Raw genomic sequence first — 24,551 nt, 5'->3', positions numbered from 1 at the left:
TATTTATGTTTGCATATATAAACGGCGTGTTGGAAGAGGTAGGCGAAGATGAGATAATTATTGATGTGGGAGGCATGGGGTATGCAATTACTGTTCCCCAATCAATAATTGATAGGCTTCCTAAGGCGGGAGAGATGATAAAGATATATACCAGGTTGATAGTTAGGGAAGATGCTATGGAGCTCTATGGTTTTATAGACAAACAACAAAAAAACCTTTTTACCAAACTTACCACCGTATCAGGTATAGGACCTAAAGGGGCAATGGCTATACTGTCTACTTTAAACCCTGATCAGCTGGCCCTCTCCATAGTAACAGGAGATGTAAAGATGCTTACGAAGGCACCAGGAGTAGGAAAGAAGACGGCTCAAAGGATTATACTTGAATTAAAGGACAAGATAGATAATGAGCTTTTAATCAATGAAAACGCCGATGTACAGTCAATGGATATGAATGGTACACTGTCTGAAGTAGTGGAAGCGCTTAGTGTATTAGGATATGGCAGGCCGGAGATACAAAGTGCCCTTAAGGGTATAGACACTAAAGATAGGGATACTGCTACATTGATAAAGATGGCCCTTAAGAACTTAAACAACCTTAAATAATGGGAGGAAGTAGATTGCAGGATCGCATTATATCCTCTACTATGCTGGTAGAGGATCAGGAAGTAGAACAAAATCTAAGGCCTAGGACTCTTGGGGAATACATAGGACAGGAAAAGGCCAAAGAAAAACTGAATATATTTATAAAAGCGGCTAAGGAGCGGGGAGAGGCCCTCGATCATGTGCTATTATATGGACCTCCAGGGCTCGGAAAGACTACGTTGGCAAATATAATAGCTAACGAATTGGGAGTAGGTATAAGGATTACATCAGGACCTGCTATAGAGCGAACAGGAGATTTGGCAGCCATACTTACCAATTTAGGGGACATGGATGTACTTTTTATAGATGAAATACATCGTATAAATGCCAGTGTAGAAGAAATTTTATATCCTGCTATGGAAGATTTTGCGTTGGATATAATAATAGGTAAGGGTCCAAGCGCACGATCCATACGTTTGGATTTACCTCGATTTACGCTAATAGGTGCAACCACTAGGGCTGGTATGCTTACTTCACCTTTGAGGGATAGATTTGGTATAATAGATAGGTTACAGCTGTATACCAAAGATGAATTGGCAGAGATAGTTATTCGCTCAGCAAATATACTAGATATTCCAATACAGAAGGAAGGCGCTTGCGAAATAGCTGCAAGATCACGGGGAACGCCGAGGATAGCTAACAGGCTGTTAAAAAGAGTACGCGATTATGCCCAGGTAAAGGGTGACGGTATAATTACCCTTGATATTGCAAAACAGGCGTTAAATATGCTGGAGATAGATAAACTTGGACTGGATGATATAGATAGGAAGCTGCTTATGACGATAATTCAAAAATTTGGCGGAGGTCCGGTGGGATTGGATACCTTGGCAGCTTCGACTGGCGAAGAGGCAAATACCATAGAGGATGTATATGAGCCTTATCTATTGCAGCTTGGGTTTATTGCCCGAACTCCTAGGGGAAGGATAGCTACTCCCCTTGGATACAAACATTTTAATATACCTTATGAAGGATAGGTGGCGATGTTTTTGAAAGTATCGGATTTTGATTATTATTTACCAGAAGAGCTAATTGCACAACATCCTGCCGATAGAAGGGATGAATCACGTCTACTGGTTTATAACAGGGAAATTAAGAATGTAGAGCACAGGGTCTTTAAGGATATAGTAGAATATTTAAGGCCTGGTGACTGCTTGGTGATAAATGATACAAAGGTCATACCCGCAAGGCTTTTGGGCAATAGGGAAGATACTGGTGGAAAAATGGAATTTGTCCTTTTAAATCAAAAGGAAGATGATATTTGGGAGGTATTAGTAAAACCAGGTAAAAGAGCCAAGATAGGAACTGTTTTTGTATTTGGCGATGGCCTTTTAAAGGCGGAGATTATAGATACTACCGATGCAGGTGGTCGTATAGTGAAGTTTAAATATGAGGGTATCTTTGAAGAAGTATTGGATAAAATAGGTATAATGCCTCTGCCTCCATATATTCATGAACCTCTCAAGGATAGGGATAGATATCAAACAGTGTATGCAAAATATGATGGTTCAGCGGCAGCACCAACTGCGGGGCTCCATTTTACTGAAGAGCTTTTAAATGAAATCCATAATATAGGAATAGATATTGCTCATATTACACTTCATGTGGGATTGGGTACATTTAGACCAGTGAAGGTGGACAACATAGAGGAGCATAAGATGCATTCTGAGATATATCATGTAACAGAAGAGGCAGCTAATATGATAAACAATACTAAAAAAAGAGGCGGGCGTGTAATAGCCGTAGGTACTACGTCCTGTAGAACTCTTGAAACCATAGGAGGAGAGGATGGGTATGTACATGCAGGCAGTGGTGAGACTGATATATTTATATACCCGGGCTATAAATTTAAAATTATAGATGGTCTTGTAACCAATTTTCATTTGCCCCAGTCTACTCTTATAATGCTGGTAAGTGCTTTAGCCAGTAGAGAAGAGATATTATCCATATACAAAACTGCAGTAGATATGAAATATAGATTCTTTAGCTTTGGGGATGCAATGTTTATCTTTTAAGACAAAGGAGGAACAAGGTGGGTTTTGATTTTAAATTTGAATTAATAAAGGAATGCAAAAGGACAGGGGCAAGGGTAGGAAAACTCCATACTCCACATGGAGATATTGATACTCCAATATTCATGCCAGTGGGTACCCAGGCTACAGTAAAGGCTGTAACCCCTAGAGATTTAAAAGAGATAGGGGCTCAAATAATACTTGCAAATACCTATCATCTATATATGCGCCCAGGGCATAATATAGTGGCAGAGGCGGGAGGGTTGCACAAATTTATGAACTGGGATCGCCCCATACTCACCGATAGTGGCGGATTTCAAGTGTTCAGTCTTGCTGATCTTAGGCAAATAGAGGATGAGGGGGTGCATTTTAAATCCCATCTAGATGGTTCAGCACATTTCATTGGACCTGAAAAGGCCATGGAGATAGAAAACGCACTAGGTGCCGATATTATAATGGCATTTGATGAGTGTACACCATATCCATGTGAGTATGAGCAGGCAAAAGAGGCTGTGGACAGGACGACTAATTGGGCGAAGAGATGTAAAAAAGCCCATGGCAGGGATGACCAGGCTTTATTTGGCATAATTCAAGGAAACCTATATAAGGATCTACGCAAGAAGAGTGCTGAAGAGATATTATCCCTTGATTTGCCAGGTTATGGTATAGGCGGGCTTAGCGTTGGAGAACCAAAACCATTGATGTACGATATGCTTGAATATTTAGTACCTATGATGCCAAACAATAAGCCGCGTTATCTCATGGGGGTTGGTTCACCTGATTGTCTTATAGAAGGGGTTATGCGAGGAGTAGATATGTTTGATTGTGTGCTACCTACCAGGATTGCTAGAAATGGTACGGTGATGACTAGTCAAGGTAAATTGGTGATAAGGAATGCTACATATGAGAGAGATTTTACTCCATTGGATCCGGAATGTGACTGCTATGCCTGTCAAAATTTTACCCGTGCATATATACGCCATTTAATAAAGGCGGGAGAGATATTAGGGGCGATTTTAGCTAGTATACATAATCTTAGATATCTACTCCATTTGATGAAACAGATAAGACAGTCAATAATGGATGATAGCTTGCCTGAGTTTTATAATGAATTTATAAAAAAATATCCTGATTAATAAAGGATTTTTTGCAAGCATGTTGAATAAATATATAGGCAGTTTTAATAATCATATGAAAAATAAACTATATAAGGAGGAAAGTCTATGCCAACAGGAAATAATCCCGAGGGCCAGCCAATAAGTACAGGTGCAGCTATAGCACAACTTTTGATGCCGCTTGTTTTTTTCTTTGTGATTATGTACTTTTTTATAATCAGACCGCAAAAAAAGCGGGAAAAAGAAACTACTGAAATGTTAAATTCTATAAAGGTAGGAGATAACATAACTACTATTGGTGGTATTTGTGCAAAAGTAGTGGGTATTAGAGATGATGTTCTTACTATAGAAGTGGGTAAAGATAAGGTCAATCTGGTAATAGAGAGATGGGCTATAAAAGAAGTAGAAAAGCCTATTTCTGATTAGAGGTAAATGCAAGGGCCTGCTATATGGCAGGCCTTTTTTGATATTCATTATTCCCTTTTATCATATTTTTAGTTTATAATGCATAAATTGAACTAGGAAATGAAAAAGGGGTGGCAGTGATGAAGAGAGATGGTCAGGTAAATAATACATTACTGATTCTTAAAGGCTCTTTACTGGCTGTAATAATAACTTTACTATGTTTTATAGTATTTGCAATAATAATGAAATTCGCCAATCTAGGGGAGGATGTTATAGGTCCTGTAAATCAGGTTATCCGCGTAATAAGTATAGCCATAGGTTCAGCTTTGCCAGCTAAAGTAAGTAAAAATAAAGGTTGGATAAAAGGGGCCATTACGGGCGGGTTGTATATTGTATGGGCTTTTGTTATAAGCATATTATTTAGCAATCATGTAAGTTTTGATTCCATTCTTCTATCAGACGTATTATTAGGTTTTATAGTAGGTGCAATAGGTGGTATTATAGGTGTAAATATATAATATTATATTATATTTGCATAAAATTAGAGTCCATATGGAAGTGTCGTGCGAGTTTAATAGTTTGCTTTGCGCATTAAAAGGATATGATAACAAATACTTTTTTATCTAGGTATTTTATGCTATAATAGATGCGATATTTATACATGAAGGAGGAGACTATTGTGAAGCATATTAAGACTTTGCATAAGGGCAATTTAAAAGAGAGTTTATCAAAGGGCGGTTGCGGAGAATGCCAAGCATCTTGCCAATCAGCTTGTAAAACTTCCTGCACGGTAGCAAATCAAAGCTGTCAGAGATAACTGTCTAAATAGGCGATATGGCGGATTTGCCTGCTATATCGCTTATATGTTTTATGATTGGTCAATATATTATAAAATTTTTGCTAAAGGGGATATTGGATGATACACAAGTTTGAAGTAAATGACATAAAAATGGTGCTAGATGTAAATAGTGGGGCAGTGCATGTTATAGATGACATGATATGGGATCTTCTGGATTACGGACCTGAATTTGAATTGGACAAGGTGTTTTCTTCCTTATCACATAAGTATGATAAGAAAGATTTGACAGAAGGTATAGATGAATTAAGACAGCTTATTAAGGAGGATATGCTATATTCTGAATGGGGCGATACTATTCCCTATGTAGCTGGTCCACCAGTAGTTAAGGCTATGTGTCTTCATGCTGCCCATGATTGCAACTTGAGATGTGGATATTGTTTTGCATCTACTGGTTCATTTAACGGAGAGAGAGGGATGCTGGATTTTGAAACTGGAAGAAATGCCTTGGATTTTTTGATATCTCATTCAGGGAATAGAAAAAATCTTGAAGTGGATTTTTTTGGTGGCGAACCTCTTATGAATTTTGATGTGGTCAAACAAGTAGTATCCTATGGAAGAGAACTGGAAAAGAGAACGGGAAAAACATTTAAATTCACAGTTACTACCAATGGTGTGCTACTGAATGATGAAATTATAGATTATATAAACAAGGAATTTGTAAATGTTGTTATAAGTATAGATGGGAGACCACAGATACATGATGCTATGCGTAAGACATTAAACGGTAAGGGGAGTTATGAAGCCATCATAGATAAGGCCCAGAAGTTGGCTGAACTTAGAAATCAAAATGATTACTATGTAAGGGGTACATTTACAAAGCATAATTTAGATTTCGACCAAGATGTTCTGCATTTAGCCGATTGTGGTTTTAAACAGATATCCATAGAACCGGTAGTGGCTCCTGAAGAAGAGGATTATAGCATACGTGAGGAAGATCTGCCTCGAATATTTAAAAGCTATGATAATCTTACTAAAGAATATATTAACAGACGTCGTAAAGGTCAGGGATTTAATTTTTTTCACTTCCAAGTGGATTTAAATCAAGGACCTTGTGCTGCCAAAAGGGCTTTAGGATGCGGTGCTGGGAATGAGTATGTGGCAGTTGCTTCTCAAGGGGACATATATCCATGTCATCAATTTGTAGGCGAGAAGAACTTTAAGATGGGTAATGTAAATGAAGGTACTTTTGATACAGACATGCAGTTAAAATTTAGAGGTAATAATGTTTTTACCAAGGAAGACTGTAGCAAATGTTGGGCTAAATTTTACTGCAGTGGGGGATGTGTGGCTAACAGCTATCATTTCACTGGTGGCATAAAAAAACCATATAAACTAGGCTGCGAGATGGAAAAGAAAAGACTGGAGTGTGCATTGGCCATCAAGGCATTGGAGATGCTCGACTCTATTGACTGATAAACTTTAAAGTAATATAATGACGAAGTAGTATACAATAAGGGGGACGAAGCGGATGAAGACAAAAAATATCATTTCACTTTTTGTGATTATTCTGCTAATAGGCTTGGTAGGATATATTGCATTAAATGGTATGTCCATTGGTATATATGATATATCACCCGTTACAAAAGAGATTAAACAAGGCCTTGACTTAAAGGGTGGACTATATGTAATATATGAAGCAAAGGTAGATCCTAATGAACCTAATAAGGATACTCAAATAGAAGGCGCAATGCGGGTTATGAGAAACAGACTGGATAAGGAAAATCAAAATGAGGCTACCATTGCAAAACAGGGTAATAAATGGATAAGGGTAGAAATACCAGGTGTAAAGGATCCTAGAGAAGTAGCTAATATATTGTCAAAGCCTGCAGTATTGAAATTCATTGATTCAGAAGGTAATGAGATTATAGGCGGTAAGGATATAAAAAATGCGCAGCCTGGGTATGGAGAAGGAAACCAACCAGTAGTAATGTTTGAACTTTATAAGGATGGGGCTAAAGCATTTGGAGAAGCTACCAAAAATAATATCGGCAAGACTATAAAGATAGAGCTAGATGGCAATGTAATATCAGCTCCTACAGTTCAAACGGCCATATTGGGCGGGAGCGGTCAAATCACAGGTATGGAGAATATAGAAGAAGCTAAAAAGTTAGCTAATTTGATAGAAAGTGGTGCTTTGCCTGTAGAACTAGAACAGATAGAGATAAGAACCATAGGTGCAACTCTTGGTTCCGATGCATTGACACGGAGCATAAAGGCAGGACTAATAGGGACAGCTGTAGTGCTTTTGTTTATGCTTATATACTATAGGCTTCCTGGTCTTGTAGCTGATATGGCACTTGTCCTCTATATTTTGTTGGTGCTTATAATACTTTCAGCTACACAGGTTACTCTGACTCTTCCTGGTATCGCTGGTATAATTCTTTCAGTAGGTATGGCGGTAGACGCGAATGTTATTATTTTTGAACGTATAAAGGAAGAGATGCAGGTGGGGAAGACTATAAAATCTGCAGTAGATTCTGGATTTCATAAGGCATTTAGTGCCATATTTGACTCCAATATAACTACCATTATAGCTGGTATAGTTTTATGGATATTTGGTACAGGTCCTATACAGGGATTTGCAAAAACCCTTATAATAGGTGTTTTGGTAAGTATGTTGACTGCAATTACTTTTACTAAATATGTTATGCATTTGGTTGTAGGATTAAATTCGAGCAACAAAAAACTATATGGAGCTTAATGGGAGGGATATAGATGGAGATAAAATTTGTGCATATATCAAAATATGCTGCAGTAGTTTCGTTGATTATCATAATTGCTGGTCTTATAGCTTTAGGAGTACAAGGTCTTAATTATGGTATAGACTTTGCTGGTGGTGCAATAATATATGCAAATTTAGGTCAGAAGTACGATATTTCAGATGTACAAAAGATTGTCTCTGATGCAGAGGGTGAAGGCGATATATCCTATGCAGGGGACAAGAATCAAGATGTGGTTATTCGTATGAAACTAACTGATAATCATCAAGAAATCGAACAAGAGATTACACAGGGACTAAAGGATAAATATAGCATTGCAAATGAAGATATAAATATAGATATGGTAGGACCTTCAGTGGGAAAGGCCCTCACTCTAAATGCCATAAAATCCATACTTATTGCCTGGGGGTTAATACTGGTCTATGTATGGATAAGGTTTGAATTAAAGTCCGGGGTAGCTGCAATAGTTGCTCTAATTCATGATGTGCTTATTATGTTTTCCTTTGTAGTGCTTACAAGAATGCAGGTAAACAGTTCATTTGTTGCTGCTATATTGACTATTGTTGGTTATTCTATAAACGATACCATAGTAGTATTCGATAGAATACGAGAAAATACAAAGAGATATGGTAGGAAATCTTCTAAGGTAGATATTGTAAATAAGAGTATAAATGAAATGCTACCTAGAACTTTGAATACTTCTTTGACGACATTGTTTACCATAACTGTGGTTTATGTATTAGGAGTGCAGTCTATCAAAGAGTTTTCTCTTCCTCTTATAATAGGATTAATATCTGGAACCTATTCTTCCATATTTATAGCAGGACCGCTATGGGCTGTTTGGGGAGAAGATGCAGACGAAAAACTTGCAGTATCAAAATAGATAAGAACTGTGTATACAAAAGCTTCCATAGAGAATGGGAGCTTTTGTACATATAACTTATGTATAAGGGGATGCATATGGCTATTTTTGAACCGGTTTGTTCAGAAGATAATGAAAACTTGGTATGTAATTTAAGCGAGAAATTAAATATAACAAATACTATGGCCAGACTGCTTGTTAATAGGGGTATATTAGAGATAGATGAAGCCAAATGTTTTTTGTATCCATCCCTAGATGATCTAGATGATCCTTTTAAATTATCTGATATGGAAAAGGCTACAAAGAGAATAGATGAAGCTATAAAAAATCATGAGCATATTACCATATATGGTGATTACGATGTTGATGGTATAACATCTACGTCGATCTTGTACTTGTTTCTGAAGAGTTTAGGAGCAAATGTCGACGTATATATTCCAAATCGTTATGATGAAGGATATGGTCTTAATAAAAATGCCATAGAGCATATAGCAGAAATAGGATCTGATCTTATTATTACAGTGGATTGCGGTATAAATGCATTTGAAGAGGTTGTATATGCAAATGAACTATATCTTGATATTATAGTAACAGATCATCATAATATAGATGATAATAAATTACCTGAAGCATATGCAGTTATCAATCCTAAACGGGACAGTGGTAGTGTATTTGATCAATTAGCCGGTGTAGGTGTAGCTTCAAAAATTATATATGCTTTGGGGGGAAAAGAGGCTGTAGAGCAATATATAGATATTGTTGCTGTAGGTACAATAGCCGATGTAGTGCCGTTAGTAGATGAAAATAGGATACTAGTATCAAAAGGACTGCAAAAATTAAATACTATGCCATGTATAGGTTTAGCAGCTTTAGCAGAGGTATGTGGTTTAAAGGATAAGGATATTTCTGCAGGTCAGGTAGCTTTTGGCCTGGCTCCAAGACTGAATGCTGCTGGCAGAATGGATACAGCAATCCATGGTTTTCATCTTATAACTTCAGATGATATGAAGAACGCAGTTGAAATTGCGACTATGTTAGATCAGTATAACAAGGATAGACAAGAAATAGAGGAGAAGGTAATCAGAGAAGCAAAAAACAGTATAGATACTATGCAAAAATGGGGATTGGATAATGTTATAGTCATAGGTGGCAGAGATTGGCATCCTGGAGTTATAGGTATTGCAGCATCTAAAATAAGCGAATTTTATAATAGACCTACATTACTTATATCTACTGATGGTGAATCAGGAGTAGGTTCAGCTAGGAGTATAAAAGGCTTTAATATATATGAAGCATTAAAAACATGTAATGATCTTTTTGACAGGTTTGGAGGCCATGAATTTGCGGCTGGTTTTTCTTTATCAGAGCGTAATATAGATTTGTTAAGGGAGCGGCTTAATCGTTATGCTGATGAGGCTATCTCAGATGATATGCTTATCCCAAGATATACGTATGATATGACCTTGTCAAATGGAGATGTTAATTTTGGATTGGTTAATGAGATAGAAAAGATGGCACCATTTGGTGTAGGTAATCCTTGCCCAGTTTTCTTATTGGAAAATGCTGATATTGACAATTGTTGGATGGTAGGGAAGGATAATAGGCATTTAAAACTCAATATTCAGCTTGGACAAAGATGCTGGGATGGGATAGCGTTCGGAATGGGACATCTAAATGATATGTTAAAGACAGATGTAAAGAATGATATATTGGTTATATTAGAAAAAAATGAATGGAGAGGTTTGACCAAGCTGCAATTTCAGGTGAAGTCTATAAAGCCCCTTATAGGGGGAGAAAGCTATGTTGATGGTATACTTGCTTCCTTTTATTTTAAATTTTTTGATGCTTTTTATTCGAATTTCTTGTATAATAATCATAATACTTCAAAACGTCAGCATAATGCTATATATAGAGATATAACACTAGATGAATGCATAGATTATTTTAAAAAATCTAAATTAGGTAATATTTTTCTAGTAAATAATGCCCAAGATGGCGGTAGGATACTTAATCTATTTATAAATGATAATATAATAGATTATGTTAATGTATCATATGGTGAAATTGATGAATCTGATGGAATTGGGATAAATAGCATAGTATTGGCTCCAGATATTAATAGGGTACAGCTACATTACTATTCAAGGATATTTGTGCTGGAGCAGGATATAAAAACCTATTATAACTTAGATACTAGGTATGATATGGAAGATGTTTTATATGTGGTAAAATCATCTTCCGCTCCACAGACTGATTTGAAGGATTGCTTTTTTGTAGAACGAAAGCATTTTGTATATTTGTATAAATGGCTTAGAACCTATAGCGATCATAATATATGGAAAGACTATAAACATTTTACACAGAAAATTAACACAGGGCTTAAGTATAAATTAAATGGTTTTCAGATTAGACTAATGCTTGAAGTATTTAAAGAACTCAATTTTATAAATATTTTAGATAAGCCCCAATGTTTAAAAATAGTTTGCAATCCCTGTCCTTCAAGCAGACCGTTGACTGAAAGTATATTATATAAATATTATATAGGTTGGATGACAGGGCTTCAAAAAAGCTCATAGTTATAAGGAGGATTAGCCATGGATTTAAAAGAAACGATAAGAGAAATTCCAGATTTTCCAAAGAAAGGTGTTAGTTTTAAGGATATTACTACTCTTCTCAAGGACAAGGAGGCCTATAATTGTGCTATAGATACACTTGTGGGATATTGTAGGGATAAGAATGCCGATATAGTTGTAGGCCCTGAAGCTAGGGGATTTGTAATAGGAGCTCCTTTGGCATATGGCTTGGGAGTAGGATTTGTTCCTGTTCGCAAACCTGGCAAATTACCTGGAGAAACTGTTAAATATGAATACCAGCTAGAGTATGGTACAGATTCTTTGGAAATACATAAGGATGCCATAAAACCAGGACAAAGGGTCATAGTAGCAGATGATTTGCTGGCAACCGGAGGAACTGCACTAGCTACTGCTAAATTGGTTGAAAAATTAGGTGGAATTGTAGTTGGAATTGTATTTATAATAGAACTTACTTATTTGGATGGGAGAAAAATGCTGGAAGGATATGATGTAAAGGCTTCAGTCCAGTATTGAGTAAATTAATAAAATATCTTGTCTGTGGAGAGGGTGTGAGCCATGTTGGAAGAATTAAAATCTAGAGCAATGCAGATATATAATGAAGAAAATGTAGATAAAATAATAAAAGCCTATACTTTTGCAGAAAAAGCCCATACTGGGCAAACCAGATCATCTGGCGAGCCCTATATAGTTCATCCTGTTCAAGTGGCTCACATTCTAATGGATTTAAGACTAGATGCAGATACGGTTGCCGCAGGATTGCTCCATGATGTGATAGAGGATACAGGGGTGACATTAGAAGAGTTAACCGATGAATTTGGCCCGGAGATAGCGAAATTGGTAGATGGAGTTACAAAACTTGGTCGCATAGAATATAAGACCAAAGAAGAGCAGCAGGCGGAAAGCTTGCGCAAGATGTTTCTTGCAATGGCCAGGGATATTAGGGTTATAATTATAAAATTAGCTGATAGACTGCATAATTTAAGAACATTAGAATATGTAAATGAAGAAAAGCAAAGGGAAAAGGCCTATGAAACTCTGGAAATCTATGCACCATTGGCACATAGGTTGGGTATATCCAAAATAAAATGGGAACTCGAAGACATTTCCCTTCGTTATATAGATCCAAAAGGTTATTATGATTTAGTAGACAAGGTAGCCAAAAAGCGGAAAGAGCGCGAGCAAGATATTGACGAGATAATAACAACATTGCAAGAAAAGCTTAATGAGATGAAGATAGATGCGGAAATAGCTGGAAGACCAAAGCATTTTTACAGCATATATAAGAAGATGTATATGCAGCATAAGGATTTTGAACAAATATATGATCTTTTGGCTATACGTGTGATTGTAAATACTGTGAAGGACTGTTACGGAGTACTTGGTATTGTTCATACTTTATGGAAGCCTATTCCTGGTCGATTTAAGGATTATATTGCTGTGCCCAAGCCGAATATGTATCAGTCTCTGCATACTACGGTTATAGGTCCCCGGGGTGAAATTTTTGAGATACAGATAAGGACATGGGAGATGCATCGTACTGCAGAGTATGGAATAGCCGCCCATTGGAAATATAAAGAGGGGCGTAGATCAAATGATGATCTGGATAATAAATTGGCTTGGCTTAGGGAATTGATGGAATGGCAAAGCGATTTAAAAGATCCAAAGGATTTTATGGAAACTCTAAAGATAGACCTTTTTGCTGATGAAGTATTTGTATTTACACCTAAGGGTGATGTTATAGACTTGCCCAAAGGTTCTGTACCATTAGATTTTGCCTATGATATCCATAGTGATATAGGAAACAAATGTGTAGGGGCAAAGGTAAATGGGAAATTAGTAACCCTTGATTATAAACTGCAGACAGGAGACATCATAGAAATATTGACAAGCTCGAATAGTCATGGACCCAGTAGAGATTGGCTAAAAATAGTTAAGACGAACCAAGCTAAAAATAAAATAAAGCAGTGGTTTAAGAAAGAGCGACGTGAGGAAAATATAATAAAGGGCAAGGAGATGCTTGAGCGGGAATGTAAGCGCCAGGGCTATGTATTGTCGGATCTTATGAATAGCGAATGGCTAGAGCCTATATTAAAAAAATATGGGTTTCATGGTATAGATGATATATATTCTGCAATAGGGTATGGGGGCATAACTACAAACCAGATATTATCAAGGCTTATAGAAGAATATAAAAAGACTAAGCCGAACGAGCCTGCTGTTTTAGAAACCAAGGCAGCAAAAGTGGAAAAGCCTATTACCTCCTCTGATAAAGGTGTAAGGGTAAAGGGAATAGATAATGTACTTGTAAGGTTTGCAAAATGTTGCAATCCTGTTCCAGGTGATGATATAGTGGGTTATATAACAAGGGGACGTGGCATTTCCATCCATAGATCTGATTGTATAAATCTGAAGGATGATTCTTTAGAGGATCATAGACTTATAGAAGTGAGCTGGGTGGATCAAAACAAGGCTTCCTATAGCGCTAAGATACAGATAATTGCCATTGATAGACAATCGCTTCTTACTGATATAACACGTGCTATTTCAGAGATGAATATAAATGTAAACGCCATAAGCGCTAGAACTAATAAAAATAAACAGGTAATAATAAATCTTGATTTGGAGATAAACAATATAAACCAATTGGACAAGGTAATGAAGCAATTTAAAAAACTGCCCGATGTGTTAGATGTTCACAGAATGAATACATGAGAGGTGAAAATATGCGAGCAGTAGTACAAAGGGTTTGCAAAGCAAGTGTAAAGGTGGATGAAGAGTTAATAGGTAGTATAAATAGAGGATTGCTGGTTTTTTTAGGTGTTGAAAATGATGATACAGAAAAGGATCTGAAGTATCTGGTTGATAAAATAATAAATTTGCGTATTTTTGAAGATGAACAAGGTAAGATGAATTTATCAATAAAAGAGATAGAAGGAGAAGTACTTGTAGTGTCTCAATTTACACTATATGGAGATTGTAGGAAGGGAAGACGTCCTAGTTTTACTAAGGCAGCCACTCCACAAATGGCTAAGGAATACTATGAAAAGTTTATAGAGCGTTTGAAATGTGAAAAACTATATGTAGCAACGGGCATGTTTCAGGCATGTATGAAGGTAGAAATAGTAAATGATGGGCCTGTTACAATCCTTCTTGATAGCAAAAAATTATTTTAGGAGGTTGTTAAATGAAAATCATACAAATGCCGGTAGGTATATTTGATGCCAACTGTTATATCTTATTTTGCAAAAAAACGCTTGAGGCCGCAGTAATAGATCCTGGTGGTGAAGGTGAGAGCATATTAAAACAAATTCTAGATAATAATTTAAAATTAAAATATATATTGATTACCCATGGACATTTTGATCATATAGGAGCAGTAAAATATCTAAAGGCAAAAACACGTGCAAAGGTATTAATACATGGAGATGATGCCCCAAATCTTATGGATGTATATAAAAATTTATCCTATTCTATGGGGAATGAATGTATACAGATAAAACCGGATATGATGCTTCAGGACGGGGATGAATTATCTATAGGAGATATTAAGGCTAAAGTATTATATACTCCTGGTCATTCACCAGGTGGCATATGTATATTGATACCAGATAAAGCGATATTTACAGGAGATACACTATTTGCTGGTTCAATCGGCAGAACTGATTTTGTAGGTGGAGATCAAGATTTACTCATAAATTCTATAGAACAAAAATTAATGGTGCTAGATGATGATATAATAGTATATCCCGGTCATGGTGGTGTTACTACTATAGGTAAGGAAAGGCAGAATAATTCTTTTATATAAAGAGGCGGAAGGTGTTTATGTTTTATATTAAGGTATATCCATATGAATTTACAACTGAAATATCGGATTTGGTCAGAGCTTTTTTGCCTGCAAATATGGTAAGAGCAACCGATAGTTGTATAATGTTAGGCAAAAATGATTACATGTTGGAATGTAAATATATATATAGATTGAGAGAAGTAATAGCTATTTCGGAGCTTAAAATGGATGGGAATATAGTGCATGCCGATATGCAGAGAACACGCACAGATGCCTCATTTAAGAAGCGTAGGCTGTCTATCAAAAATGCATTAAAACGCAGTGTATATAATATATTAGAGCAGATTACGGGTAAGGATTTGGATTGGGGCATATTAACGGGAATAAGACCTACAAAGATAGTACATCAAATGCTTGACGAAGGGGAAAACCGGGAATATATTTTAAAGATCCTTAAGGATGATTATCTTGTATCCTCGGAAAAGGCTCATCTTTTAACACGAACTGCATATATACAGCGTCCTATACTCAAAGACAATGATGATAAAAAGATATCCATATATATAAATATACCATTTTGTACAACTAAATGTCTATATTGTTCTTTTCCATCAGATACTATAGACTCTTGCAGGGATAATGTAGATTCGTATATACAGGCACTTATTTATGAATTAGAAATGGTTATTGGAAGTTTAAAAAAAGAAGGATATAATATCCAAAGTCTATATATAGGTGGTGGTACGCCCACCTCAATTTCTTCAAAACAGCTTGGTATATTATTAGAAGCTATTGATCATATAATTGATGTTGAGTGTTTAGAGGAATATACCATAGAAGGTGGTAGACCAGATAGCATGGATATGGATAAGCTGTCCATAATGAAACGGTATGGGGTCGGGCGAATAAGCATAAATCCCCAAACTATGAATGAACATACCCTACTAAAAATAGGGAGAGCCCATACGGCAAAAGATATACTAGACTGTTTTCAAATGGCTAGAGCTGTAGGTTTTAAATCTATCAATATGGATGTTATAGTAGGCCTGCCTGGCGAAGGGAAAGAGGATATTTATAGCACTATGAGTGAAATATGCAGACTTAAGCCTGAAAATATAACAGTTCATACCTTGGCCATAAAGCGGGCATCTAGGCTTAAAGAACATATGAATGATTATAGCCTTATAGATAGTGAAATGGCAGATGATATGCTAAACATTTGCTATGATTTACTAAATAGCAACGGATATATACCCTATTACCTATACAGGCAAAAATATATGCTGGGTAATGCAGAAAATGTTGGGTATGGGCTTCCAGGGAATGAATGTATATATAATATTCAAATGATGGAAGAAAAACAGAGCATAGTAGCATTTGGTGCAAATGGCATAACAAAACTGTATTTTAGAGATCAGAATAGAATAATGCGAGTACCAAATGTAAAGAATATAAATCAGTACATATCAAGAATAGATGAGATGATAAAAAGAAAAACAGAGGGCATGTTGACTTTTTAGTATAATCAGTTTATTATTAATATAAAATATAGATTTAAAAGCTATGATGGAGAGAGTACTTAGATTGCAGGTATCAGAGATGATATGCCATGGCTGTAAGCATATCTTACCCATGCTCTTAAGGAAGGACACTCCGGAGCTGACGTGCTGAACTTTAATAGTAGGCATGTCCGCCTTTGGCGTTACAATGAGCCGAGTGGGGGATTTTTTCTCCAACAAGGGTGGCATCGCGGGTATTACCTCTCGTCCCTTTTTATTGTAATGGGATAGGGAGGTTTTTTTAATATGAAAATATTATAAGTATAAAGGAGGAGAAGCTGTGCTTACGAAAGCACCTAAAGGTACGAAGGATATTTTACCCTATGATTCATATAAATGGCAGTATATAGAGAATAAAATAAGATATATTACTGCGCAGTTTGGATTTAGGGAAGTGAGAACTCCGATTTTTGAACATACTGAACTTTTTGAGCGAGGAGTAGGTGGAACTACTGATATCGTACAAAAGGAAATGTATACTTTCGAGGATAAGGGCGGGAGAAGTATAACTTTAAAGCCAGAAGGTACGGCGGGAGCTGCCCGTGCATACATAGAGAATAAATTGTACAGCAAGCCCCAACCTATAAAAATGTACTATCTAACCCCTGTATTTAGATACGAAAGGCCGCAGGCAGGAAGACTTAGGGAACATCATCAGTTTGGAGTGGAGGTATTCGGTGCAGATGATGCATCAATGGATGCAGAGATTATCAATCTGGCCATTACACTTTTTAGAGAGCTAGATATAAAAAATCTTGAATTAAACATAAATAGCATAGGATGCCCTAACTGTAGGCCTGTATATCACAAAGCCCTTAAGGAATATCTAGGTGGCAGTTTAGATAAACTATGTCCTACATGTAATGAGCGTTTTTCTAAGAACCCCCTTAGGATATTGGATTGTAAGGAAGAGGGATGTAAAAAGGTAGTAAGTGGTGCTCCCATAATGCTTGACTACCTATGTGATGATTGTAAAGCCCATTTTGAAGCGCTTAAATCCTATTTAAAGGCCTTGAAATTAGATTTTAAAGTAAATCCAATGATAGTTAGGGGCTTGGATTATTATACGAAGACTGTATTTGAAATAATATCTAATAACATAGGATCTCAAGGTACGGTATGTGGTGGCGGCAGATACGATGGATTAGTAGGAGAATGTGGTGGGCCTAGTACTCCAGGTGTAGGATTTGGTATGGGAATTGAAAGGCTTTTGCTTGTTATGGAGAATCAGGGTATACAGATTCAGGATAGCAACAGATATGATGCTTTTTTTGTCACAATGGGTGTTAATGCCAGATTGAAGGCATTTGAATTGGTAGACAGGCTTAGAAAGTTGGGAGTAAAAGCCGATATGGATCATACAAACAGGAGTGTAAAGGCTCAGTTTAAATATGCAGACAAGCAAAATGCCCCATTGGTCTGTGTTTTAGGTGAAGACGAATTAAAACAGGATAAGATCACTATAAGGCATATGGACAGCGGGCAGGAGATGCTTATACCTATAGAAAAAGTTGATCAATATATAATGTCAAATTTAGATGGAAGGGAATGAGTTTTCATGGAGGAACTATTAGGAGGACTTAAACGAACCCATATGTGTGGGGATCTTAGGGAAAAAAATGCAGGTGAAAATGTAGTTTTAATGGGCTGGGTACAGCGTAGAAGAGATTTAGGAGGACTTATATTTATAGACCTTAGAGATCGAACAGGCATTATCCAAGTAGTATTTGATGCAGAAAAATGTTCAGATGATTTTAAAAAGGCAGAAACTTTACGCAGTGAATATGTTATTGCAGTGGTGGGAGATGTGGTGAGGAGATCCGAAGATACCATAAATCCAAAGATAGATACTGGCTATATTGAAATTACAGCTAAAACACTCAAAATATTGTCTACAGCCGCTACTCCACCGTTTAGCATCGAAGATGATATAAACGTATCTGAGGCTGTAAGGTTAAAACATAGATATCTAGATCTTAGGAGACCTAGGATGCAAAGAAATCTTATGCTCAGACATAATGTGTGCAAATGGGCTAGGGAGTATTTGGATGAGGCAGGTTTTATTGAAATTGAAACACCCATGCTAACAAAGAGTACTCCTGAAGGTGCACGTGACTATTTGGTGCCTAGTAGAGTGCATCCAGGGCAGTTTTATGCTCTCCCCCAGTCACCACAGTTGTTTAAGCAAATTTTGATGCTATCAGGATATGACAGATATTATCAAATTGCACGCTGTTTTAGGGATGAGGATCTTAGGGCAGATAGACAGCCTGAATTTACCCAGATAGATATAGAGATGTCCTTTGTAGACGTTGATGATGTTATAGGCATAAATGAAAAATTAATAGCTAAAATATTTAAGAATGCATTGGGAATAGATATAACTCTGCCTATTCCTAGAATGACATACAAAGAGGCTATGGAGCGTTATGGAAGCGATAAACCGGATACAAGGTTTGGATTAGAGATTAAGGATATAAGCCCTATTGTAAAGAATTGTCAATTTAAGGTGTTTAGCAACGCTATAAAAGGTGGAGGTAGCGTAAGAGCTATAAATGCAAAGGGATGTGGTGCTAAATTTGCCCGCCGTGAAATAGATTCGCTAGTAGATTTTGTAAAAATATATAAGGCTAAGGGCCTTGCATGGATAAATGTGGCAGAGGATGGTCTTAAATCACCTATAACTAAATTCTTGAGTGAAGAAGAGTTACAAGGAATAATGAAGCATTTAGATGCGGAAGTGGGAGATTTGCTTCTTTTTGTAGCAGATAAGGATGGGATAGTATTCCAGTCATTAGGACAGCTTAGACTGGAGTTAGGAAGACGTTTGGACCTTATGGATGATTCAAAATACAACTTACTTTGGATAACGGAATTTCCACTATTTGAATATAATGAGGATGAAAAGCGTTATGAGGCAAAACACCATCCTTTTACATCTCCTATGGATGAAGATATAGAGTATTTACTAACTGCGCCCGAGAAGGTTAGATCAAAGGCATATGATATCGTGTTAAATGGTAACGAAATAGGCGGTGGCAGTATAAGGATCCATAGCACAAAACTACAGGAACAGATGTTTGAAGCATTGGGCTTTACAAAGGAACAGGCTTGGGATAGATTTGGATTCCTGCTTGAAGCATTTAAATATGGTACACCACCCCATGGTGGAATGGCTTATGGTCTGGATAGATTTGTAATGCTCTTGGCGGGAGAAGATTCCATAAGGGATGTTATAGCTTTCCCGAAGGTACAAAACGCTTCCGATCTTATGACTGATGCACCATCGGATGTGGACAAAAAGCAGCTTAAAGAGCTTAATATAAAAGCCGATATATAATTTATTAGAAAAAAATATACTTTGTGTTTGACTAACAATAAAGTGGTTAAATATAATAGTACGGGATGAAATGGTGATTTAAAATGGATGAGGCATTTTCAAGAACGGAGATATTGTTGGGCAGCTCAGCTATGAAAAAGCTGAACTGTAGTAAAGTGGCTGTATTTGGTGTAGGCGGAGTAGGCAGCTTTGTAGCAGAAGGACTGGCACGATGCGGTATAGGACATTTAGTATTGGTAGATGCTGATAAGGTGGATATTACTAATATAAATAGGCAAATACATGCCAATACTAAGACTGTAGGATACCCAAAGGTAAAAGTGATGAAAGATAGGATATTGGATATAAATCCAGATGCTAAAGTCACAACATATGAGATATTCTATGATAAAGCGTCTTCATGTTCTTTTGAGTGGTGCTCATATGACTATGTAGTTGATGCTATAGATACAATAAGTTCAAAGATTGACCTCATAACAACGTGTAAACAGCTGCAGCTCCCCATAATATCCAGTATGGGAGCAGGTAATAAGTTGGATCCTACAAAGTTTAATGTAAGCGATATATATAAAACTTCGACAGATCCAATAGCAAAGGTTCTAAGAAAAGAATTAAAAAAGCGAAAAGTTGATTCTCTTAAGGTGGTATATTCTACTGAAACTCCAATAAAGCCTAATAGGATTATTCGGAGTGAAGGAGGAAAAATAAGTCCTGGCAGTATATCATTTATACCATCAGTCGTGGGACTTATAATTGCCGGTGAAGTGGTAAAGGATTTGATAGATTGGCAAAGTCTATAGATATGATACCAAGGAGGACTGGGCATAGTGAAAGAACTGGGCAGGATTGTAGACATAGAAGGATCATATGCCATTGTTAGTGTAAAGCGGTCAGAAGCTTGTAGTAAGTGTGGTGCCTGTGAGATGGGCACAACCGATAAAGAAACTAGATTAAAAATACAAAATGATTTAAAGGGTACCGTAGGTGATATGGTAGAAATAGAATTGCCGGCTCAGCAGTTTTTAAAGGCTTCAGCCATTTTGTATCTTATTCCGTTAGTTGCCTTACTTATAGGTGTCTTTTCAGGATATGCCATAGGTAATAATTTGGGGATAAATGGAGAACTTACAGGAGCTATCTTGGGTATAATATTAACAGCAGTAACATATCTGGTTATAAAGATGATGGATCCTGTGTTTAGAAAAACAAATAAATTTTTACCCCAAATGGTGGGAATAGTTAGTAGCAAAAAGAAGGGAGATAGAAAAAATGGCAAGTGATAAATTGCTTACTCTTACTCAAAATAATTTTGATGATGAGGTACTCAAATCCGATATTCCGGTATTGGTCGATTTCTGGGCTGCCTGGTGTGGGCCCTGTAGGATGATCGGGCCTATCGTGGAACAGCTTGCAGAGGAATATGATGGTAAGATCAAAGTAGGCAAGGTCAATGTAGATGAACAGAACGAACTAGCTGCTCAATATAGAGTGATGAGCATACCTACTCTGTTTATATTTAAAGACGGAAAAATTGCTGGTCAGCTAATAGGTGCAAGACCTAAAGCAGATTTGGAGGAAATGATAGAGAAGGTATTGTAAGAAATATACATCAAAAAGGGATCAGAATCAAATTCTGGTCCCTTTTGCATGATTCTACAAAAAAAGCTTGTAAAAGAAAAGTATTGCCAGTATAATAAAAATACGAACAATAACCAAAAATGCTAGAAAAATATACGGAAGGAGATCAGCTATGATAGATTTGAAAGAAATATATACTGCAGATCCAGAGCTAGCGCATGCCATGGAACAGGAGCTTTTAAGGCAGCAAAACCATATAGAACTCATTGCATCAGAAAACTTCGTGAGCCTCCCTGTTATGGCTGCTATGGGTACGCATCTTACTAATAAGTATGCAGAAGGATATCCAGGTAGGAGATATTATGGTGGCTGTGAGTATGTTGACATAGTGGAGAGTCTTGCTATAGAACGAGCCAAACAGCTATTTGGTGCTGAACATGCAAATGTACAACCACATTCAGGGGCACAAGCCAATACGGCAGTTTATTTTGCTATGCTAAATCCGGGTGATACAATAATGGGTATGAACTTATCCCATGGAGGACACCTTACTCATGGTAGTCCTGTGAATATATCAGGAAAATATTTTAAAATAGTGCCATATGGGGTAGATGAAAAAACAAATCTCATAGACTATGATGAAGTTGAAAAGCTGGCATTATTGCACAAACCGCGTATGATAGTAGCAGGTGCTAGTGCTTATCCAAGGATCATAGATTTCAAAAAATTCAGGGAAATAGCAGATGAAGTAGGAGCATATTTAATGGTGGATATGGCACATATAGCAGGGTTGGTAGCAGCTGGTCTTCATCCTAATCCAGTACCCTATGCAGATTTTGTTACTACAACTACTCATAAAACTTTAAGGGGTCCTAGGGGCGGTATGATATTGTGCAAGGGAAAATATGCAAAGGCAATAGATAAGGCTATATTTCCAGGTACACAAGGTGGTCCTCTTATGCATATAATTGCTGCCAAGGCTGTTTGTTTCAAGGAAGCATTAACAGAACAATTTAAGCAATACCAAAATCAAATTATAAAAAATGCAGGAGCGCTATCTAAAGCTTTAATAGATGAAGGTTTTGATCTAGTATCTGGTGGTACGGATAATCATCTCATGTTGGTAGATTTGCGGAATAAAGATATAACGGGGAAAGATGCTGAAAAGAATTTAGATTCTGTTAGAATAACAGCCAATAAAAACACTATACCATTTGATCCCCAGAGTCCATTCGTAACTAGTGGTATACGCTTAGGTACACCTGCTGTAACAACTAGAGGGATGCAAGAAAATGATATGATAGATATCGCCAGAGCCATAGCCCTTTCTATCTCTGATATAGAAGGTAATAGGCAGGAAATACTCAATATAGTAAATAATCTATGCTTAAAATATCCACTATATGATGGGACAGTGATAAAATGAGTCAAAATATCCCCCTTGCTGCTCGAATGCGAGCTACCACGTTGGAACAATTTGTTGGTCAAAAGGATATAGTAGGAAAGGGTAAACTTTTATATAGGGCTATAAAGGCCGATAGACTATCCTCAATGATATTTTATGGCCCACCAGGAACTGGCAAGACTACCCTGGCAAAGATTATAGCAAACGAAACAAAATATCCATTCAAACAGTTAAATGCGGTAACGGCGGGAGTAAAGGATATAAGGGAAGTTACAGCAGAGTCTCAGAATTACTTTTTAAATCCCAAAGGTAAAACTATACTATTTTTTGATGAAATTCATAGATTGAATAAGTCTCAGCAGGATGTACTGTTGCCCTATGTGGAGAATGGAGATATTATACTCATTGGTGCAACTACAGAGAACCCCTATTTTGAAGTAAATAAGGCTTTGTTATCTAGGACAACTTTGTTCAAATTTGAACCTTTGGATGATGGAGACATAAAGGAACTCATATGTAGAGCTTTAAAGGATAGAGAAAAAGGCCTAGGAAACTACAGCGTGAATATCTCTGAAGATGCAATCAATCATATTGTAATGATGAGCGATGGGGATGCTAGAATAGCCTTAAATGCTATAGAGATAGCTGTATTAACTACGGACAAGGATCATGAAGGTAATATTACAATAGATTTGGATGTTGCTCAAGAATGTATTCAACAAAAGGCCTTGAAATATGATAAGGATGGAGATAACCATTACGATGTTGCAAGTGCTTTTATAAAAAGTATGCGCAACTATATGGAGCCTGATGCAGTGCTCCATTGGTTAGCACGACTTATAGAGAGTGGTGAAAGTCCGGAGTTTATAGCCAGGCGTATTATAATAGCGGCAGCTGAGGATGTGGGTCTTGCAAATCCTGCAGCCTTGCAGGTAGCTGTAGCAGCTGCACAGGCGGTGCATATTATAGGATGGCCTGAGAGTCGCATAATCTTAGCAGAAGCAGCACTTATGGTGGCATGCTCACCAAAATCAAATTCTGCATATATGGGTATAGAAAAGGCATTAAAAGATGTACGAACGAAGAAAATTGGTCAAGTTCCAACGAATCTTAGGGATGCACATTATAAGGGCGCAGCAGAGATGGGGCATGGAATAGGTTATAAATATTCTCATGATTATCCTTCTGGCAGGGCAGTACAGCAATATATGCCAGATGAGCTTGAAGGAGCAAGATATTATTATCCCAAAAATTCTGGCATTGAAGCAAATATAAAGAAAAGATTAGACGAAATTTTAGGAGATAAAGCCTGAACATATTTGTTCAATAAAACGTGTTGCAAGTTCAATAAAAGGAACTTGCAAAAAAGGACATAAAGGTATTGACAAAAGTATTTGCATAATATACAATTATTTATAAATAAATATTAAGTTAAAACTGGTAATGATAAGGAATAGTAGATAAATGCTTTTATAAGAGAGGCAGTGGTGAGTGGAAACTGCTAAAGTATTTATTGAATCCACCTTGGAACCGCATGGGAAATAACCATGATCGGGTAAGACCGTTATATCTTTTGAGGTCTGTTCTTCATTGATATTTGATGGACAGACAAAACAAGGTGGCACCACGCGATTATAATCCCGTCCTTGAAAAAGGACGGGATTTTTATATTCAAAA

23 protein-coding genes and 2 other annotated features are annotated in these 24,551 nt (G+C 36.9%); all 23 genes read left to right on the top strand.

Features of this window, described 5'->3' with window-relative positions; all coding sequences use genetic code 11:
* Positions 1–5: 5 nt before the first annotated feature.
* The 23 genes from ruvA to EJN67_RS03720 all read left to right on the top strand — a co-directional run bounded on the left by ruvA (position 6) and on the right by EJN67_RS03720 (position 24,187).
* Positions 6–605, top strand: a complete 600-nt coding sequence (gene ruvA / locus EJN67_RS03830) for a Holliday junction branch migration protein RuvA (protein ID WP_129722636.1) — start codon at positions 6–8, stop codon at positions 603–605.
* Positions 605–1,618, top strand: a complete 1,014-nt coding sequence (ruvB, locus tag EJN67_RS03825) for a Holliday junction branch migration DNA helicase RuvB (RefSeq protein WP_129722633.1) — start codon at positions 605–607, stop codon at positions 1,616–1,618. Before ruvA ends, ruvB begins: the two co-directional genes overlap by 1 nt.
* A 12-nt stretch (positions 1,619–1,630) precedes the next feature.
* Positions 1,631–2,656 carry a tRNA preQ1(34) S-adenosylmethionine ribosyltransferase-isomerase QueA gene (queA, locus tag EJN67_RS03820; protein WP_129722631.1) on the top strand — a complete coding sequence of 342 codons (1,026 nt, stop codon included), beginning with the start codon at positions 1,631–1,633 and terminating at the stop codon, positions 2,654–2,656.
* A gap of 17 nt (positions 2,657–2,673) precedes the next feature.
* Positions 2,674–3,789 carry a tRNA guanosine(34) transglycosylase Tgt gene (tgt, locus tag EJN67_RS03815; RefSeq protein WP_129722628.1) on the top strand — a complete coding sequence of 372 codons (1,116 nt, stop codon included), beginning with the start codon at positions 2,674–2,676 and terminating at the stop codon, positions 3,787–3,789.
* 87 nt (positions 3,790–3,876) lie between these two features.
* The gene (yajC, locus tag EJN67_RS03810) at positions 3,877–4,194 is read left to right on the top strand and encodes a preprotein translocase subunit YajC (RefSeq protein WP_129722624.1); all 318 of its coding nucleotides are present in this window, start codon (positions 3,877–3,879) and stop codon (positions 4,192–4,194) included.
* Between the two features lie 119 nt (positions 4,195–4,313).
* Complete coding sequence (locus EJN67_RS03805) at positions 4,314–4,691, top strand: TIGR04086 family membrane protein (RefSeq protein WP_129722620.1); 378 nt, start codon at positions 4,314–4,316, stop codon at positions 4,689–4,691.
* 161 nt (positions 4,692–4,852) lie between these two features.
* Positions 4,853–4,990: a six-cysteine ranthipeptide SCIFF gene (gene scfA, locus EJN67_RS03800; protein ID WP_129722617.1), complete on the top strand. Its 138-nt coding sequence runs from the start codon at positions 4,853–4,855 to the stop codon at positions 4,988–4,990.
* 99 nt (positions 4,991–5,089) lie between these two features.
* Entirely contained in the window at positions 5,090–6,445 is a 1,356-nt protein-coding gene (gene scfB, locus EJN67_RS03795; protein ID WP_129722615.1) for a thioether cross-link-forming SCIFF peptide maturase, read from the top strand.
* Between the two features lie 55 nt (positions 6,446–6,500).
* Complete coding sequence (gene secD / locus EJN67_RS03790) at positions 6,501–7,733, top strand: protein translocase subunit SecD (protein ID WP_129722612.1); 1,233 nt, start codon at positions 6,501–6,503, stop codon at positions 7,731–7,733.
* Positions 7,734–7,747: 14 nt separating this feature from the next.
* Positions 7,748–8,635 carry a protein translocase subunit SecF gene (gene secF / locus EJN67_RS03785; protein WP_129722608.1) on the top strand — a complete coding sequence of 296 codons (888 nt, stop codon included), beginning with the start codon at positions 7,748–7,750 and terminating at the stop codon, positions 8,633–8,635.
* A gap of 77 nt (positions 8,636–8,712) precedes the next feature.
* Positions 8,713–11,190: a single-stranded-DNA-specific exonuclease RecJ gene (gene recJ / locus EJN67_RS03780; RefSeq protein WP_165000714.1), complete on the top strand. Its 2,478-nt coding sequence runs from the start codon at positions 8,713–8,715 to the stop codon at positions 11,188–11,190.
* Positions 11,191–11,208: 18 nt separating this feature from the next.
* The gene (locus tag EJN67_RS03775; protein ID WP_129722602.1) at positions 11,209–11,721 is read left to right on the top strand and encodes an adenine phosphoribosyltransferase; all 513 of its coding nucleotides are present in this window, start codon (positions 11,209–11,211) and stop codon (positions 11,719–11,721) included.
* A gap of 42 nt (positions 11,722–11,763) precedes the next feature.
* Positions 11,764–13,920 (top strand): RelA/SpoT family protein, encoded by a 2,157-nt coding sequence (locus EJN67_RS03770; protein WP_129722600.1) that lies wholly within the window; start codon positions 11,764–11,766, stop codon positions 13,918–13,920.
* An 11-nt stretch (positions 13,921–13,931) separates the two neighbouring features.
* Positions 13,932–14,381, top strand: coding sequence for a D-aminoacyl-tRNA deacylase (gene dtd / locus EJN67_RS03765; RefSeq protein ID WP_129722597.1), 450 nt, complete (start codon positions 13,932–13,934; stop codon positions 14,379–14,381).
* 11 nt (positions 14,382–14,392) lie between these two features.
* Positions 14,393–15,013, top strand: a complete 621-nt coding sequence (locus EJN67_RS03760; RefSeq protein ID WP_129722594.1) for an MBL fold metallo-hydrolase — start codon at positions 14,393–14,395, stop codon at positions 15,011–15,013.
* A gap of 17 nt (positions 15,014–15,030) precedes the next feature.
* A complete protein-coding gene (hemZ, locus tag EJN67_RS03755) occupies positions 15,031–16,512 on the top strand; it encodes a coproporphyrinogen dehydrogenase HemZ (protein WP_129722591.1) in 1,482 nt (493 codons plus the stop codon).
* Positions 16,513–16,546: 34 nt separating this feature from the next.
* Positions 16,547–16,766: a binding site (T-box leader), on the top strand.
* A gap of 65 nt (positions 16,767–16,831) precedes the next feature.
* Entirely contained in the window at positions 16,832–18,103 is a 1,272-nt protein-coding gene (hisS, locus tag EJN67_RS03750; protein WP_129722589.1) for a histidine--tRNA ligase, read from the top strand.
* A gap of 6 nt (positions 18,104–18,109) precedes the next feature.
* Positions 18,110–19,891: an aspartate--tRNA ligase gene (gene aspS / locus EJN67_RS03745; RefSeq protein ID WP_129722586.1), complete on the top strand. Its 1,782-nt coding sequence runs from the start codon at positions 18,110–18,112 to the stop codon at positions 19,889–19,891.
* Between the two features lie 83 nt (positions 19,892–19,974).
* The gene (locus EJN67_RS03740) at positions 19,975–20,691 is read left to right on the top strand and encodes a tRNA threonylcarbamoyladenosine dehydratase (RefSeq protein WP_129722583.1); all 717 of its coding nucleotides are present in this window, start codon (positions 19,975–19,977) and stop codon (positions 20,689–20,691) included.
* Positions 20,692–20,718: 27 nt separating this feature from the next.
* Complete coding sequence (locus tag EJN67_RS03735) at positions 20,719–21,171, top strand: SoxR reducing system RseC family protein (RefSeq protein WP_165000713.1); 453 nt, start codon at positions 20,719–20,721, stop codon at positions 21,169–21,171.
* Positions 21,161–21,490, top strand: coding sequence for a thioredoxin (gene trxA / locus EJN67_RS03730; protein WP_129722577.1), 330 nt, complete (start codon positions 21,161–21,163; stop codon positions 21,488–21,490). The genes EJN67_RS03735 and trxA overlap by 11 nt, the downstream gene beginning before the upstream one ends.
* 151 nt (positions 21,491–21,641) lie before the next feature.
* On the top strand, positions 21,642–22,895 hold the full coding sequence (locus EJN67_RS03725) for a serine hydroxymethyltransferase (protein WP_129722574.1): 1,254 nt from the start codon (positions 21,642–21,644) through the stop codon (positions 22,893–22,895).
* A complete protein-coding gene (locus EJN67_RS03720) occupies positions 22,892–24,187 on the top strand; it encodes a replication-associated recombination protein A (protein WP_129722572.1) in 1,296 nt (431 codons plus the stop codon). Before EJN67_RS03725 ends, EJN67_RS03720 begins: the two co-directional genes overlap by 4 nt.
* A 121-nt stretch (positions 24,188–24,308) precedes the next feature.
* Positions 24,309–24,525: a binding site (T-box leader), on the top strand.
* Positions 24,526–24,551: the final 26 nt, after the last annotated feature.

Source organism: Xylanivirga thermophila, from assembly GCF_004138105.1.
Lineage (GTDB): Bacteria > Bacillota > Clostridia > Caldicoprobacterales > Xylanivirgaceae > Xylanivirga > Xylanivirga thermophila.
The sequence above is the reverse complement of the archived record's forward strand: the minus strand, read 5'-3'. Positions and strand labels throughout refer to the sequence as shown.

Coding starts and splice junctions, on each gene's coding strand:
- EJN67_RS03770 (WP_129722600.1), top strand. CDS start 11,764: ATGTTGGAAGAATTAAAATCTAGAGCAATGCAGATATATAATGAAGAA.
- EJN67_RS03760 (WP_129722594.1), top strand. CDS start 14,393: ATGAAAATCATACAAATGCCGGTAGGTATATTTGATGCCAACTGTTAT.
- EJN67_RS03740 (WP_129722583.1), top strand. CDS start 19,975: ATGGATGAGGCATTTTCAAGAACGGAGATATTGTTGGGCAGCTCAGCT.
- yajC (WP_129722624.1), top strand. CDS start 3,877: ATGCCAACAGGAAATAATCCCGAGGGCCAGCCAATAAGTACAGGTGCA.
- EJN67_RS03775 (WP_129722602.1), top strand. CDS start 11,209: ATGGATTTAAAAGAAACGATAAGAGAAATTCCAGATTTTCCAAAGAAA.
- dtd (WP_129722597.1), top strand. CDS start 13,932: ATGCGAGCAGTAGTACAAAGGGTTTGCAAAGCAAGTGTAAAGGTGGAT.
- ruvB (WP_129722633.1), top strand. CDS start 605: ATGGGAGGAAGTAGATTGCAGGATCGCATTATATCCTCTACTATGCTG.
- secD (WP_129722612.1), top strand. CDS start 6,501: ATGAAGACAAAAAATATCATTTCACTTTTTGTGATTATTCTGCTAATA.
- EJN67_RS03805 (WP_129722620.1), top strand. CDS start 4,314: ATGAAGAGAGATGGTCAGGTAAATAATACATTACTGATTCTTAAAGGC.
- hemZ (WP_129722591.1), top strand. CDS start 15,031: ATGTTTTATATTAAGGTATATCCATATGAATTTACAACTGAAATATCG.
- scfB (WP_129722615.1), top strand. CDS start 5,090: ATGATACACAAGTTTGAAGTAAATGACATAAAAATGGTGCTAGATGTA.
- EJN67_RS03725 (WP_129722574.1), top strand. CDS start 21,642: ATGATAGATTTGAAAGAAATATATACTGCAGATCCAGAGCTAGCGCAT.
- recJ (WP_165000714.1), top strand. CDS start 8,713: ATGGCTATTTTTGAACCGGTTTGTTCAGAAGATAATGAAAACTTGGTA.
- trxA (WP_129722577.1), top strand. CDS start 21,161: ATGGCAAGTGATAAATTGCTTACTCTTACTCAAAATAATTTTGATGAT.
- ruvA (WP_129722636.1), top strand. CDS start 6: ATGTTTGCATATATAAACGGCGTGTTGGAAGAGGTAGGCGAAGATGAG.
- aspS (WP_129722586.1), top strand. CDS start 18,110: ATGGAGGAACTATTAGGAGGACTTAAACGAACCCATATGTGTGGGGAT.
- EJN67_RS03720 (WP_129722572.1), top strand. CDS start 22,892: ATGAGTCAAAATATCCCCCTTGCTGCTCGAATGCGAGCTACCACGTTG.
- secF (WP_129722608.1), top strand. CDS start 7,748: ATGGAGATAAAATTTGTGCATATATCAAAATATGCTGCAGTAGTTTCG.